We start from the raw sequence: 13,857 nt of genomic DNA on the forward strand, positions 1-13,857 counted from the left end.
ACCCACAGACCCCCCTGCTAAGGTGAGCCACGCCTTGCTATGGCAAGGCAAGGCTAGGTTTTTTCTGGTGTTTTCACCCCGGTCGAACGAGGACGCTTTGATCACTGCCATCTCGGACGTTCCGACCAGCACGCTGGCCGCGTCCAACATCACCTCACAGGTGTTCGGCAGTGGGCTGATCGGTTTGCGGGAAGGCCTCGAAGCCGCCATCGTCGTGTCGATTCTGGTCGCTTTTCTGGTCAAATCCGAACGCCGCGACGCGCTCAAATGGGTGTGGCTGGGCGTCGGTGCCGCGATCGCCATGACCGTCACCATCTTCCTGGTGATCCAGTTCGGCGAGAACACCATCAGCGGCCTGGGCGCCGAAGCCATCGCGGGTATCGCCTCACTGATCGCCGTCGTCATCGTCACCACCATGGTGCTGTGGATGAAACGTGCGTCGGCCTCGCTGTCCGGCGAGCTGCGCAGCGAGATGTCGCAGGCACTGCAGACCGGCGGCCTCGCGGTCGCGCTGCTGGCCTTCCTGGCAGTGGGCCGCGAAGGCGTGGAGACCGCGCTGTTCATGGTCGGCTACGCCGAGGCGGAGACACTCTGGCCGCTGACCGGCCTGATCATCGGCGTGCTGATCGCCGCGGCCATCGCCTACGGCATGTACGCGGGCGCGGTGCGCATCAACCTCGCGAAGTTCTTCAAATACACCGGCATCTTCCTGATCGTGGTGGCGGCCGGAATCCTCGCCTACGGCATCAAGGCGTTGCAGACGGTCGGCTGGATCCCCGGGCTCAGCGCCAAGGCCTTCGACATGAGCGGCGCGTTCGACTGGTCGGCCTGGTACGGCGAGATCATCCAGGGCGTCTTCAACATCGACCCCACGCCGACCGTGCTGCAGTTCGGCGCGTGGCTGGCCTACATCGTCGTGGTGTTGGCGCTGTTCCTGAAGCCGCTGCGCGCCCAAGCCGCGGCCAGTGCTGCGACTTCCCCCGCGACTTCCTCCGAGCCGACCGTCGAGCCGGAGACCTCCACCTCATCCGAAAGGTCGACCAAGTGAAGATCACCCCTGCCGTCAAGACCGGATTCGCGGCCACCGCCGCGGTGCTGGCCGGCATTTCGATGAGCGCCTGCCAGGCCAAGGAGGCCGACAACGGCAGCGCGAACGGTGACGGCAGCAACGGCACTCAGATCACCGTCGACGCCTCCGACACCGAGTGCAAGCTGTCCGGGACCACCGCGACGACCGGCGCCAGCACGTTCGTCGTCACCAACACCGGCAACAAGGTCACCGAGTTCTACGTCTACGGCGAGGGCGAGCGGGTGATGGGCGAGGTGGAGAACATCTCCCCCGGGCTCAAGCGCCAGCTGATCGTGCAACTGACCCAGCCGGGCACGTACCAGACCTCGTGCCGCCCCGGCATGGTCGGTGAGGGCATCCGCGGCAATTTCGAGGTCACCGGTGAGGCCGTCAAGATCGACACCGAGGGCAAGTTCAAGGAAGCCGCCGACAGCTACAAACGGTACGTGAACAGCCAGGTCGACGCGCTGGTGCCGGCGGTCGAGGAGCTCGTCGCCGCCGTCAAGGCCAAGGACGTGGCCAAGGCCAAGGCGCTCTACCCGACCTCGCGCGTCTACTGGGAGCGCATCGAACCGGTCGCCGAATCCTTCCCCAACGACCTCGACCCGCGCGTCGACCTGCGTGAGGCCGACCTGGAGCCCGGGCAGAAGTGGACCGGCTTCCACGCCCTGGAGAAGCAGCTGTGGGTCACGGGCCTGCAGCCGGACGCCAACGCGCTCGGCGATCAGCTGATCGCCGACGTCAAGGAATTGCAGGCCGGAGTGAAGGCGCCGGACTGGACCATCGACTCCACCCAGATCGCCGGTGGCGCGCAGGGCCTGCTCGACGAGGTCGCGATGAGCAAGATCAGCGGTGAAGAGGACATCTTCAGCCACACCGACCTGTGGGACTTCCGGGCCAACGTGGAAGGTTCGCAGACCGCGGTGGCCTCGGTTCGGCCGATCCTCGACGAGCGCGACGCCGCGCTGGGCAAGCGCGTGGACGAGCGTTTCGCCGATGTCGAGAAGTTGCTGGAGAAGTATCGTGATGGCGACGGCTTCATCTCCTACGACAAGGTGACCGAGCCGCAACGCCAGGAACTGTCGCGCGCCATCGACGCGCTGAGCAAAGAAGTGAGCCAGGTGCAAGGTGTCATCGCCAAGCAGTGATTCTCCGGAATCCACCCCGGCTGCCGAGCAGTCCGCCGGGTTCTCCCGACGCAAGCTGTTCGGCGCCGCCGGGGTCACCGCTGCAGTAGTCGGTGCGGCCGGCGCGGGTGCGCTGGCCGGCCGTGCTTCGGCGGCCAGTACCCCGCACGGCGCCCTGCAGGGGCCGGTCCCGTTTCGAGGCGACCGGCAGGCGGGCATCATCACCGAGGCGCAGGACCGGATGCATTTCTGCTCCTTCGACGTCACGACCGACAACCGCGAGGACGTCATCGCGCTGCTCAAGCAGTGGACCCAGATGGCCGAGCGGATGACGCGGGGCGAAGAGACCGAAGTCGGCGGGGCCGTGGACGGCAATCCGTATGCGCCGCCGTCGGATACCGGCGAGGCGCTGGGCCTGCCGGCCTCCCAGCTCACCCTGACCATCGGGTTCGGGCCCTCGTTCTTCGTCAAGGACGGCAAGGACCGCTTCGGCATCGCCGACAAGCAGCCGGCCGAACTCAAGGATCTGCCGAAGTTCCCCAACGAGACCATGGATCCGGCCCGCTCCGGGGGCGACATCTGTGTCCAGGCCTGCGCGAACGATCCTCAGGTCGCGGTGCACGCGATCCGCAACCTGGCCCGCGTCGGGTTCGGCACGGTGGCGGTGCGGTACTCGCAGCTGGGCTTCGGCCGCACCTCGTCGACGACGCGAGACCAGGCCACCCCGCGAAACCTGTTCGGGTTCAAGGACGGAACCAACAACCTCAAGTCCGATCAGACCGATCTGCTCGACAAGAACGTCTGGGTGGCCGAGGGTGACGGGCCGGCCTGGCTGACCGGCGGCAGCTATCTGATCACTCGCCGGATCCGGATGCGGATCGAGAACTGGGACCGCACCACCCTTTTGGAGCAGGAGCGGGTGATCGGCCGGCAGAAGGGCAGCGGAGCGCCCAACGGATTGCAGCAGGAGTTCGACGAGCTCAATTTCGAGATCACCGACGGCAAGGGCAATCCGAAGATCGACGTGGACGCGCATGTGCGGCTGGCCTCGGCCGAGCACCTGGGCGGCATCGAGATCCTGCGCCGCGGTTACAACTTCACCGACGGTTCGGACGGATTCGGCCACCTGGACGCGGGCCTGTTCTTCATCGCGTTCGTGCGGAGCCCCGAGAAGCAGTTCATCCCGATGCAACGGGAACTGGCCCGCAAGGATGCGCTCAACGAGTACATCACCCACACCGGGACAGCCATCTTCGCCTGCCCGCCCGGGTTGCGCGACGGCGACACCTCGGCCTACTGGGGTTCGACGCTGTTCGCGTGAGCTCGTGGCTCAGCCGTTGGGGCTCAGCAGAATCTGGCTGAGCCGGGTGGTGGTGGCGACGCCTTCGTCATAGCCACCCTGCCCGTCGAGTCCGTTCATGATGGCCAGCGTGTAGCGCTGGTTGGGTCCGGCGAAGCCGACCGAGTTGATCACCCAGCCGCCCTGTTCCTGGGACCACCCGTTCTTGTTGCCCGGGCTCATCGACGGCCCAGCGCCCCACACACCCCACTGCTGGTCGCCGCCGACCCGTTGCATTTCGGCGACCACCGCCGACGCGTCGGCCGGATTCAGTTGGGTCAGTGTGTAGTTCATCAACCGGTCGAGGTCGTTGGTGGTGGATTTCTGGAAACCCCAGTACGGGAACATGTCACCGAAGCCCGGTTGCGGCCGCAGGTCCGTCATGCCGTAGCGCGGGAAGCCGGCGTTGAACGCCTTGTGGTCGGCTCCGCCGTATCGGGTCCACAGCGAATCGGCGGCGTCGTTGTCGGAGTTCCGCAGCATGTTCACCATGAGTTGCCGGTCATTGCCCGACATCCGCAATGCTCCGGCACGTTCGCGGGTCAACAGGTCGACCACCATCGCCAGCTTGATGGTCGAGGCGGTCCAGATCATCGCGTTCGCATTGGCGTTGGCATAGCGGGTGCCCGCGGCGCGATCACGCAACACGTAACCGACGGTGCCCGGCCGTGCCGCGAGGTAGGAGTTCGCCGCCGCGATGCGCGACCGCAGGTCACATCCGGTGGCTGCACAGTCCGCGATCGCCTGCGGTGCAACCATTCCCAGGCTGAGAGCCAGGACGGCGGCAACGATCCGCAGGGCCTTCATCGGCCTCACGGTAGTGCCCGGGAGCCGCGCCCAGCCTCCGCGCAGCCGCGCCGCCCCGAGCCGAAACCCCGCTGTTGTCAGTTCGTGATGCCCTGCGCGTGGTCACATGTGGCACAGGGGCACTTCCGCGGAACAGGGTGTCGAGCGGCTCGGGGTCAGTCCGATTCGTCCGGGTCGGCCGCTGGGTCCGCGTCCTCGACATCGTCGGGGTCACCCTCGCCGGCGATGACGTCAAGCTCGTCATCCGCATCGGGTTCGGGCTCAGACTCGGGCTCAGGCTCAGGCTCAGGCTCAGGTGCGACAACCGTCCCCGGCCAGTACGTCCGCCACTCGTCCTCGGTGATCGTGCCGAGCGGTGACACGTCGAGTTCCTCGGGGACGTCCTCGCCCCGACGGCCGGCGGCCACGTCGGACTCCACCACCCGCACGGTGTCCATGAACTCCAGAACCGCACTGCGCAAGTCATTCTCGGCATCGGAATCGGCCGAGACAGCAACTGAGGTCAGCGCCGCGGGAATCAGATCGGCAGGCAGCCCGGCCTGAGCCACCCGGGCCAGAACCTTCTGCGCCAGCGCCAAAGCCGGCTGCCCCGTGGGCACGTCGTCCATGGATGACCCGCGGGCCTTCACCTTCTGTTCCTGGGCTTTGCGCTGCTCCCATTGGGCCAGCTGCTCATCGAGTGAAATCGATTCTCCGGCAAGCACTGCGGGCACCCGGTTGCCGAGCTTGCGCACAAGCGAATCGGCGACGTCATCGATGTTGAACGGATGAACGGGTGCGTCTTCGGCGATGCGGGCGTGGAACAGCACCTGCAGCAGCACGTCGCCGAGCTCCTCGCGCAGCTCGTCGGCGTTGCCGCCGCGCACCGCGTCGAACAGCTCGTAGGTCTCCTCCAACAGATAGCGACGCAGCGAATCGTGGGTCTGCTCGCTCTCCCACGGCCCGTCGGTGCGCAGCTTGTCCATCATCGCCACGGCGTCCACGATCCGCTCCCCGGCCTGCCCCCGCGGAGCCGCGATCAACCGGTCCCCCGCCGCCAGCCGGGCCTTGACCGCCGGATGCTCGGGGTCCGAGGACAGCAGCACCGGAGCGTCCTCACCGTCATAGGCGGGGCGCGCAGCCGGCAGCGACCACGGCACCTTGACGGGCATTTCCTCGGTGTACTGCACGTCACCGGTGAGCAGATCGATCGCGTCGACCGGAATGAGTGACGGGCGGCGAGGATCAACCAGTACCACGGTCATCGGGCTCCACCCCCTCACCTTTTCGACGAGATTTGCTGATCTCGGTTATACCAACACATTGCCGGACTGCGACGCGCCTGGCGAACACGGCCAACGCTGCGATTCGCCGGCACCGGGCGGCCCCACACGGGATGGCCGCCCTGCCCAAAGGCAAGGCGGCCATCATGTCACAGGCCGTGGCTTACGACTCCGGCGGGAACTCGCCCTCCGGGATCGCCCAGTGGCCCGGGGCCTCGTTGTAGAACGGATTGACCATCCCGTCCACCGTGGGCTGGGTCTTGAGCTGACCAGGCGGAATTCCGAAGAAGGGATTCTCAACTCCGTTGATGGTCGGCGAATTCACCAGCTGCCCCGGTGCGATATTTCCGTTCGGCAGCCGGAAGAAATTGTCTACCTCCGGAAACCGGATTGTGGGAACGTTCACATCAGGAACGTTGAGGCTGGGAACGTTCACATCAGGAACGTTCACGCTCGGCACATTCACGTCAGGAACGTTCACACTCGGCACATTCACATCAGGAACGTTCACACTCGGCACATTCACGTCAGGAACGTTCACCCCCGGCACGGCCGGCCCGGGAATCGGCGGCGGCTGCGGCACGTCCGGAACGGCGTGCGCCAGCCCTGTACCCAGGCCAAACGCTCCCAGACCCACTGCACCGGCCATTGAGGTGGTTATTGCGAACTTCTTGAAGTCCATGATCACTCCTTCGCCTCGTGATCACCGCGACAAATCCACCGAACGGTGGCGATATCGCGTGATCTTCGGTTTAGGAAATTGCGTGACCGCCATATGTCCGACGACCTGCCGCCACTTCGTGGGGCGACAGCGCAATACCTTCGACCCCCCACGTGTATGTCGGACCGGCGCACCGGGGCGTTAACAGCGCTTCGGCGATTCATCCGGCACGCGCATCCGAAAATGCGCGACTACCAGGGGGTTATTCCGGAGAATTCAGTCCCGCGGTGATGTCGAATGTGCCCTGTGTCTGGCCGTTGAGCACCAGGATCAGTCCGGCCACCCACTGCACCAATTCAAGATCGCGAATGCGCGGTGACCCGACACCCTCACCGGCACGCGGCAGGGGCACCTGCACGGTCGACGTCGTCGCCCGATAGTGCCCGCCCGGGTACATCCGCTTGAGCCTCAGCTGGGCGGAGTCCGGCAGCACCATCGGAGACAGCTTCACCGTCGAGGCGGAGACGGCGCCGATCTCGGTGATGCCGTACTCGCGGCACAGCAGTCGCAGCCGGGCCACCGCCACCAGACGCTGCGCCTCGACCGGCAACGGACCGTAGCGGTCGACGAGCTCGTCCACGACGGCGCGGATCGCGTCCTCGTCCGAGGCGGCGGCCAGCCGACGGTAGCCTTCCAGCCGCAGCCGGTCGCTGCCGATGTACTCCGGAGGCAGGTGTGCGTCGACCGGCAGATCGACCCGCACCTCCTTCGGTTCTTCCGCTGTGGCAACGGTTTTCCCGTCAGCTGCGGCCCGGTAGGCCTCGACGGCCTCGCCGACCAACCGGACGTACAGGTCGAAGCCAACACCTGCCACGTGCCCGGACTGCTCGACGCCCAGCACGTTGCCGGCGCCGCGGATCTCCAGGTCCTTCATGGCCACGGCCATACCGGCGCCGAGCTCGTTGTTCTGGGCGATCGTGGCCAACCGGTCATACGCCGTCTCGGTCAGCGGTGAATTGGGCGGGTACAGGAAGTACGCGTAGCCACGCTCACGACTGCGGCCCACCCGGCCACGCAGCTGATGCAGCTGCGACAGGCCGAAGGTGTCGGCCCGCTCGACGATCAACGTGTTGGCGTTGGAGATGTCCAGGCCGGTCTCGACGATCGTGGTGCACACCAGGATGTCGTACTCCCGGTTCCAGAAGCCCTCGACGGTCTTCTCCAGCGTCTCCTCGTTCATCTGCCCGTGCGCGACGACGACGCGCGCCTCGGGCACCAGCTGACGGATCCGCGCAGCCGCATGATCGATGGTGCGCACCCGGTTGTGGATGTAGAACGCCTGCCCGTCCCGCAGCAGCTCACGGCGCAACGCCGCGGCCACCTGCTTGTCGTCATGCGGGCCGACGTAGGTCAGCACCGGGTAGCGCTCCTCCGGCGGGGTGAGGATCGTCGACATCTCTCTGATGCCGGCCAGGCTCATCTCCAGCGTGCGCGGGATCGGGGTGGCGCTCATGGTGAGCACGTCCACGTGCGTGCGCATCGACTTGATGTGTTCTTTGTGCTCGACGCCGAAGCGCTGTTCCTCGTCAACAATGATGAGGCCCAGGTCTTTCCACGTCACCCCGGTCTGCAGCAGCCGGTGCGTGCCGATCACCACGTCGACCGACCCGTCGGCCATGCCTTCCATCGTGGCCCGCGACTCGGCCGGATCGGTGAACCGCGACAACCCCTTGACCGTCACCGGGAAACCCGCCATGCGGTTGGTGAAGGTCTGCAGATGCTGATCGGCCAGCAGCGTCGTCGGCACCAGTACCGCGACCTGCTTACCGTCCTGCACGGCCTTGAACGCTGCCCGCACTGCGATCTCGGTCTTGCCGTAACCCACGTCGCCGCAGATCACCCGGTCCATCGGAACCGGCTTCTCCATATCGGATTTGACCTCGGTGATCGCGGTCAACTGATCCATGGTCTCGGTGAAGCCGAACGCGTCCTCCATCTCGTTCTGCCATGGAGTGTCCGGGCCGAACGCGTGCCCGGGTGCCGACTGGCGTTTGGCGTACAGCGCCACCAGTTCACTGGCGATTTCACGAACGGCCTTGCGGGCCTTGGTTTTCGTGTTGGCCCAGTCGCTACCACCGAGCTTGGACAGCGACGGCGCCTCACCGCCGACGTACCGGGAGAGCTGGTCCAGCGAGTCCATCGGCACATACAGCCGGTCCGACCCCCCGCCCCGCTTGGACGAGGCGTACTCGAGCACCAGGTACTCACGACGGGCGCCGCCGACCACCCGCTCGGTCATCTCGACGAACTTGCCGATGCCGTGCTGATCGTGCACCACCAGATCCCCGGCGGTCAGCGCCAGCGGATCGACGACGTTACGCCGTTTGGCCGCAAGCCTTTTGCCCTCAGAAGCCGTCACCCGGTTACCGGTCAGATCGGTCTCGGTGATGATGACGAGGTTGGCCCCGGGCAGGATCAGACCGTCGTGCAACGGCCCCTTGAGCACCCCGACCACGCCGGCCTTGGGTGTCGCGCCGGGCTCCAACATCCCTGCGGGCGTATCGGAATCGCCGAGCTGTTCCACCACTCGGTGCGCGGTACCGGTGCCCGGGGTGACCACCGCGGCGTACCCGCCGGTGGCGACGTGGGCGCGCAGCATCGCGAAGATCTCTTCGAGGCTCTGCTGACTGCGCGCCGAGGGCGACGGCCGCAGATCGAGTTCGGTGGCCCTGCCGTCGGGCAGCTGGCTCAGCGTCCACCACGGATGCCCGCCGGCCACGGCATCCTCATGTGCCTGCTCGAACGGGACGAATCCGGACGCACCCAGCGCCTCGATGTCGATGGGCGCATCCCCGCCGACAGCGGCCGTCGACCACGAGGCCTCCAGGAATTCCTGCCCCGTCTTGATCAGGTCGGCCGCCCGGGTGCGCACCTTCTCCGGGTCGCACAACAGCACCGGGGCGCCCTCGGGCAGGTGGTGGGTCAGCGTCGTCGGCTGCACCGGATGCAGCAGCGGCAGCAGCGCCTCCATGCCGTCGACCGGGATGCCCTCGGCGAGTTTGGCCAGCATGTCGGGCACGCTGCCGGGCACGCTGTTCTCGTGGGTGGGGTGCTCGGCGGCGAGCACGGCGGCACGCTCACGCACATCGGCGGTCATCAGCAGTTCGCGGCACGGCACGGCGACCACGTTCTGCACCGGGATCTCTGGAATCGAACGCTGGTCGGCGATCGAGAACATCCGCATCTCGGAGATCTCGTCACCCCAGAACTCGATACGCACCGGGTGCTCGGCGGTCGGGGGGAAGACGTCGAGGATGCCGCCGCGCACGGCGAACTCCCCGCGTTTGCCGACCATGTCGACACGCGTGTACGCCAGGTCGACGAGCCGGGCGATGACCGCGTCGAACTCGGCCTCGGCGCCGACGGTGAACGTGACCGGCTCGGTGCTCACCACATCGGGGGCCATCGGCTGCAGCAACGATCGCGTGGTGGTGACGACGACCCGCAGCGGCGATCCCAGGGTGGTGTCCTCGGGATGGGCCAGCCGGCGCAGCAGCAACAGCCGGGCGCCGACCGTCTCGACGCCCGGGGACAACCGCTCGTGCGGCAGCGTCTCCCACGACGGGAACAAGGCCACGGCGTCGCCGATCACGCCGCGCAGTTCGGCGGTCAGATCGTCGGCCTCGCGGCCGGTGGCGGCGACCACCAGCAACGGGCCCTGCTGAGCCAGCCCGGCAGCCACCAGCACGCGGGCGCTGGGCGGCCCGACGAGCGCGAGATCGGCGGGCCGGTCGGCGGCGCGACGAAGTACGTCCTGCAGAGACGGATCGGTTAATGCCAGCTCGACGAGACCCGCAATCGGGGTCTGGACATGGTTGTGCCCCGGTGCGGTCATGATTGCACCATTCTACGGGGCCGGGATTTCGGCTCCGTAGCGATCTCCGCGGGGCGATCATAAAGCGATGAAGCGTTTCGCGGCGGCGCTCGTCGTGGTGCTGACGGCGGCGCTCGCGGTGATCTGGCTGACCGAGCGGGAGGCGCCGGACGCCGGCGTCCCGACGCATCTGGGGCCGGGCGGTATCCCCGATTTCGGTGCCTACCCGGCCGTCGACCCGGCGCAATACGTCCTACGCGAAGGCGAGGGGTTTCCGGTTCAGGGATTCCGCACGCCCGAGGGGTTCGCCTGCCTGACCACCCAGCACCGGGCGATGTACGCGCTGGACTGCCGCGGGCCCTTCGTGGGCGCCCCCAATGACGCCAACCTGGCACACCTTTTCAGCTACGGCACCACCAACGGCGCCATTCCGATGAGCTTCTCCCGGACCGACAAGCCACTGAGCCCGGTCGACGGCCTCACCGAGGACGAGGCCCCGATGCTGCCCGCCGGCCAGCGCTTCGACATGGGCAATGCCACGTGTATTCACACCGACGAGATCCTGCTGGCCTGCCGGATGGCCGATCCGCAGAAGGGCAACGGGTTCATCGCGACCACCACCGAGACGACGTCGTTCGGCCGGACCTGAGCCCGTCAAGATTGAGTGCCTGGGCGTCAAGGGATCGTCAAGCCCGATGACGCGGGCCCGGCGGGGACGGACTGTGAAGTCATGACATTGCTGGACATCCTGCCCTCCCTTCGCGGCACCACCCGACCGCGACTCGATCCCAACATCTGGCCGCTGACCACGGGGGTCGACGAGCAGGGCCGGATCACCGTCGGCCGGGTGCCGCTGGCCGACATCGCCGACGAGTACCGCACCCCGGCCTATGTGCTCGACGAGACCGATTTCCGGACCCGCGCCCGGCGATACCGCGCGGCCCTGGGGCAGGCCGAGGTGGTCTATGCGGGCAAGTCGTTGCTGACCACCGCGGTCGCCCGCTGGGTTGCCGAGGAAGGCCTGGGCATCGACGTGTGCTCGGCGGCGGAGCTGGCGACCGCGCTGGCCGGCGGGGTCGACCCGGCGCGCATCGTGATGCACGGCAACGCCAAGTCGTGTGACGAGCTGCGCGACGCGATCGACGTCGGGGTGGGCCGCATCGTGATCGACTCCCCGATGGAGATCACCTACCTGGCCGGGCTGGCTCGTCGCCCCCAGCCGGTGCTGATCCGGGTGACGCCCGACATCGACATCCACGGCCATCGTGCGGTCACCACCGGAGTGACGGATCAGAAGTTCGGGTTCGCGCTGGCCGATCGCCGGGCTGCCCGCGCGGCCGCGCGCATTCTGGCCACCCCCAACCTCGACCTGGTCGGCCTGCACTGCCACATCGGCTCCCAGATCACCGATCCCGCGCCCTACGGCGAGGCCGTGCACCGGCTGATCGGCGCGATGGCCGACGTCCGCGCCGAACACGGTCTGGTCCTGACCGAGCTCAACATCGGTGGCGGCCATGGGGTTCCATATGTCCGCGGTGACGCGGCCCTCGACGTCGGCGCGCTGGCCGCCGTCGTCGACGACGCACTTACCGCGGCCTGCGCGGCAGAGCGGTTCCCTCGGCCACGCCTGGTCGTCGAACCCGGCCGGGCCATCAGCGCGCGGGCCGGGGTGACGCTGTACCGGGTGTGCGGGGTGAAGACCCAGCCCGGCGGACGCACGTTCGTCGCGGTGGACGGCGGCATGACCGACAACCCGCGCGTGGCCCTCTACGGCGCGAAATACACCGTGGCCCTGGCCAATCGGCATCCGCTGGGACCGACGATGGTGGCCACCGTGGTGGGCCGGCACTGTGAGGCCGGTGACGAGATCGTGCACGACGTCGAACTGCCCGCCGACATCCACGCAGGCGACCTGCTGGCCGTGGCCTGCACCGGGGCCTACCAGCACAGCATGGCCTCGACCTACAACATGGTCGGCCGCCCACCCGTGGTGTCGGTGCGCGACGGCGCCTCGCGGGTGTTGGTGCGCCGGGAGACGACCGCCGACCTGCTATCGCGGGATCTGGGCTGAGCGCGGCGCTCAGCCGTCCCGCTCGGCGGCGTCCTTGATCCTGGCCAGCCGGCGTTCCCAACCGGCCGCGATACCGTCGAGGCGGCGCGCGACCTCGCTGAGCCGGGCCCCCACCGCCTCGTATTTGACCTCACGCCCGACCCGGCCGGCTTGCACCAGGCCGACATCGGTGAGCACTTTCAGATGTTTGGCGATGGCCTGGCGGCTGATCGGGAGTTCCTCGGCCAGCGCCGATGCCGACGCGGGCCGACGCCCGAGTGCGACGAGAACCTGCCACCGGCTGTCGTCGGCCAGCGCCGCGAAAACCTGCACCGGCGAGGCATTTTCATGCATCGGCAGCGGCTCCCACCAGATACTTCTGGGCGAGGCCGAGCTCGAGCGGCCAGCCGCCGGAGTGGTCGTCGAACCGGGAGCGGCGGTTGGCCTCGGGCTCGTCGAGCGAGGCGAACCCGCTTTCGACGACACGCAGAACCACGCCGGATGGGGCTGGGGTGATCCAGAATTCGACGAGCGTGGACGAGCTGTTCAGGTCGTCGGCGTCGATGTGCCACCGGAAGGCCGCATAGCGCGGCTCATCGAGCGTCACGGTGCGCAACGCGAACTTGCCGTGCGTGGGGTCGGTGACGATGGCGACGTCGCCGTCACGCTCGATGCGGTGTTCGGTGATGCGCTCGTCGTTGATGTACCAGCCCGGTTCGCTCACCAGGTCCCAGACGCGTTGGGCTGGTGCGTCGATGGTGATCTCGCGCTCGATGCGGTCGTAGTCGGTGGTCATGTCGGGTTCCTCTCTGGCCGGATTGCTGCAACCCTAGGGTTGCACATGAGGTCCCGTTGTTGCAACCCTTGGGTTGCAGTTGGTTGCGCTACTCCTCGTGCAGGACGGGGTCGGACTCCAGGTGGGTCAGCCCGTTCCAGGCCAGGTTGACCACGTGCGCGGCGACCACTTCTTTCTTGGGCTCGCGGACGTCGAGCCACCACTGCGCGGTCATCGACACCGATCCGACCAGTGCCTGCGCATACAGCGGCGCGAGGTCGGGATCGAGCCCGCGGCGGGAGAAGTCCCCGGCCAGGATCGAGGACACCTGATTGACCGCGTCGTTGAGCAACGTGGCGTACGTCCCCGAGGTGATCGCCGCCGGCGAGTCGCGGATCAGGATGCGGAAGCCGTCGGTGTGTTCCTCGACGTAGGTCAGCAGTGCCAGCGCCACCCGCTCGACCCGCACCCGCGACCGGTTGTTGGTCAGCGACGAGGTGATGCCGTCCAGCAGGGCCGACATCTCGCGGTCGACGACCACGGCGTACAGCCCCTCTTTGCCCCCGAAATGCTCGTAGACCACGGGTTTCGAGACGTTGGCGCGCTGGGCGATCTCCTCGATCGAGGTTCCCTCGTAGCCCCGCTCGGCAAACAGCGACTTGGCGATCTCGATGAGCTGTTGTCGCCGTTCATTGCCGGTCATCCGGGCCCGGGGGGCCCGCACTTCCTTCTCGGGTGCTGCCACGCATATCAGGCTAGACCGTTCGACTAGAGTCTCTCCCGGACATTCCGTCGTGGTGTAATCGGCAGCACCTCTGATTTTGGTTCAGATAGTTCAGGTTCGAGTCCTGGCGACGGAGCGAAGCTCGCCGAGCGACCCGACAGCGTGAGGG

General features: G+C 67.3%; 12 protein-coding genes and 1 tRNA gene. 6 read left to right on the plus strand and 7 right to left on the minus strand.

The window, feature by feature from the left end:
* Positions 1-100 precede the first annotated feature (100 nt).
* From efeU to efeB, 3 genes are read left to right on the plus strand one after another with little or no spacing between them, the layout of a single operon-like run.
* Entirely contained in the window at positions 101-1,048 is a 948-nt protein-coding gene (gene efeU / locus BN2156_RS26675) for an iron uptake transporter permease EfeU (RefSeq protein WP_090518586.1), read from the plus strand.
* Positions 1,045-2,217, plus strand: a complete 1,173-nt coding sequence (efeO, locus tag BN2156_RS26680) for an iron uptake system protein EfeO (protein WP_090517973.1) — start codon at positions 1,045-1,047, stop codon at positions 2,215-2,217. The genes efeU and efeO overlap by 4 nt, the downstream gene beginning before the upstream one ends.
* Positions 2,198-3,517: an iron uptake transporter deferrochelatase/peroxidase subunit gene (gene efeB, locus BN2156_RS26685; protein WP_090517974.1), complete on the plus strand. Its 1,320-nt coding sequence runs from the start codon at positions 2,198-2,200 to the stop codon at positions 3,515-3,517. The genes efeO and efeB overlap by 20 nt, the downstream gene beginning before the upstream one ends.
* 9 nt (positions 3,518-3,526) lie before the next feature.
* Here the strand turns inward: efeB and BN2156_RS26690 are convergent, their stop codons facing one another.
* The 4 genes from BN2156_RS26690 to mfd form a co-directional block, all read right to left on the minus strand.
* A complete protein-coding gene (locus BN2156_RS26690; RefSeq protein WP_407661756.1) occupies positions 3,527-4,342 on the minus strand; it encodes a serine hydrolase in 816 nt (271 codons plus the stop codon).
* Between the two features lie 155 nt (positions 4,343-4,497).
* Entirely contained in the window at positions 4,498-5,586 is a 1,089-nt protein-coding gene (locus BN2156_RS26695) for a nucleoside triphosphate pyrophosphohydrolase (RefSeq protein ID WP_090517975.1), read from the minus strand.
* A gap of 181 nt (positions 5,587-5,767) precedes the next feature.
* Positions 5,768-6,286 carry a hypothetical protein gene (locus BN2156_RS26700; protein WP_090518588.1) on the minus strand — a complete coding sequence of 173 codons (519 nt, stop codon included), beginning with the start codon at positions 6,284-6,286 and terminating at the stop codon, positions 5,768-5,770.
* A 241-nt stretch (positions 6,287-6,527) separates the two neighbouring features.
* Positions 6,528-10,160 (minus strand): transcription-repair coupling factor, encoded by a 3,633-nt coding sequence (gene mfd, locus BN2156_RS26705; RefSeq protein WP_090517976.1) that lies wholly within the window; start codon positions 10,158-10,160, stop codon positions 6,528-6,530.
* A 67-nt stretch (positions 10,161-10,227) separates the two neighbouring features.
* Here mfd and BN2156_RS26710 point away from each other — a divergent pair, with 67 nt between their 5' ends.
* A complete protein-coding gene (locus tag BN2156_RS26710; protein ID WP_090517977.1) occupies positions 10,228-10,788 on the plus strand; it encodes a hypothetical protein in 561 nt (186 codons plus the stop codon).
* An 81-nt stretch (positions 10,789-10,869) separates the two neighbouring features.
* Positions 10,870-12,210 carry a diaminopimelate decarboxylase gene (gene lysA / locus BN2156_RS26715; RefSeq protein WP_090517978.1) on the plus strand — a complete coding sequence of 447 codons (1,341 nt, stop codon included), beginning with the start codon at positions 10,870-10,872 and terminating at the stop codon, positions 12,208-12,210.
* Positions 12,211-12,219: 9 nt separating this feature from the next.
* Here lysA and BN2156_RS26720 read toward each other — a convergent pair whose 3' ends face one another.
* The 3 genes from BN2156_RS26720 to BN2156_RS26730 form a co-directional block, all read right to left on the minus strand.
* Complete coding sequence (locus tag BN2156_RS26720; RefSeq protein ID WP_090517979.1) at positions 12,220-12,543, minus strand: ArsR/SmtB family transcription factor; 324 nt, start codon at positions 12,541-12,543, stop codon at positions 12,220-12,222.
* Entirely contained in the window at positions 12,536-12,985 is a 450-nt protein-coding gene (locus BN2156_RS26725) for an SRPBCC domain-containing protein (RefSeq protein WP_090517980.1), read from the minus strand. The genes BN2156_RS26720 and BN2156_RS26725 overlap by 8 nt, the downstream gene beginning before the upstream one ends.
* An 88-nt stretch (positions 12,986-13,073) precedes the next feature.
* On the minus strand, positions 13,074-13,667 hold the full coding sequence (locus tag BN2156_RS26730; protein ID WP_070944701.1) for a TetR/AcrR family transcriptional regulator: 594 nt from the start codon (positions 13,665-13,667) through the stop codon (positions 13,074-13,076).
* Between the two features lie 85 nt (positions 13,668-13,752).
* Between BN2156_RS26730 and BN2156_RS26735 the strand changes: the two genes are divergently transcribed.
* Positions 13,753-13,824: transfer RNA gene (locus BN2156_RS26735), tRNA-Gln, on the plus strand.
* Positions 13,825-13,857: the final 33 nt, after the last annotated feature.

The sequence above is a fragment of the Mycolicibacterium neworleansense genome, from assembly GCF_001245615.1.
GTDB classification, from domain to species: domain Bacteria; phylum Actinomycetota; class Actinomycetes; order Mycobacteriales; family Mycobacteriaceae; genus Mycobacterium; species Mycobacterium neworleansense.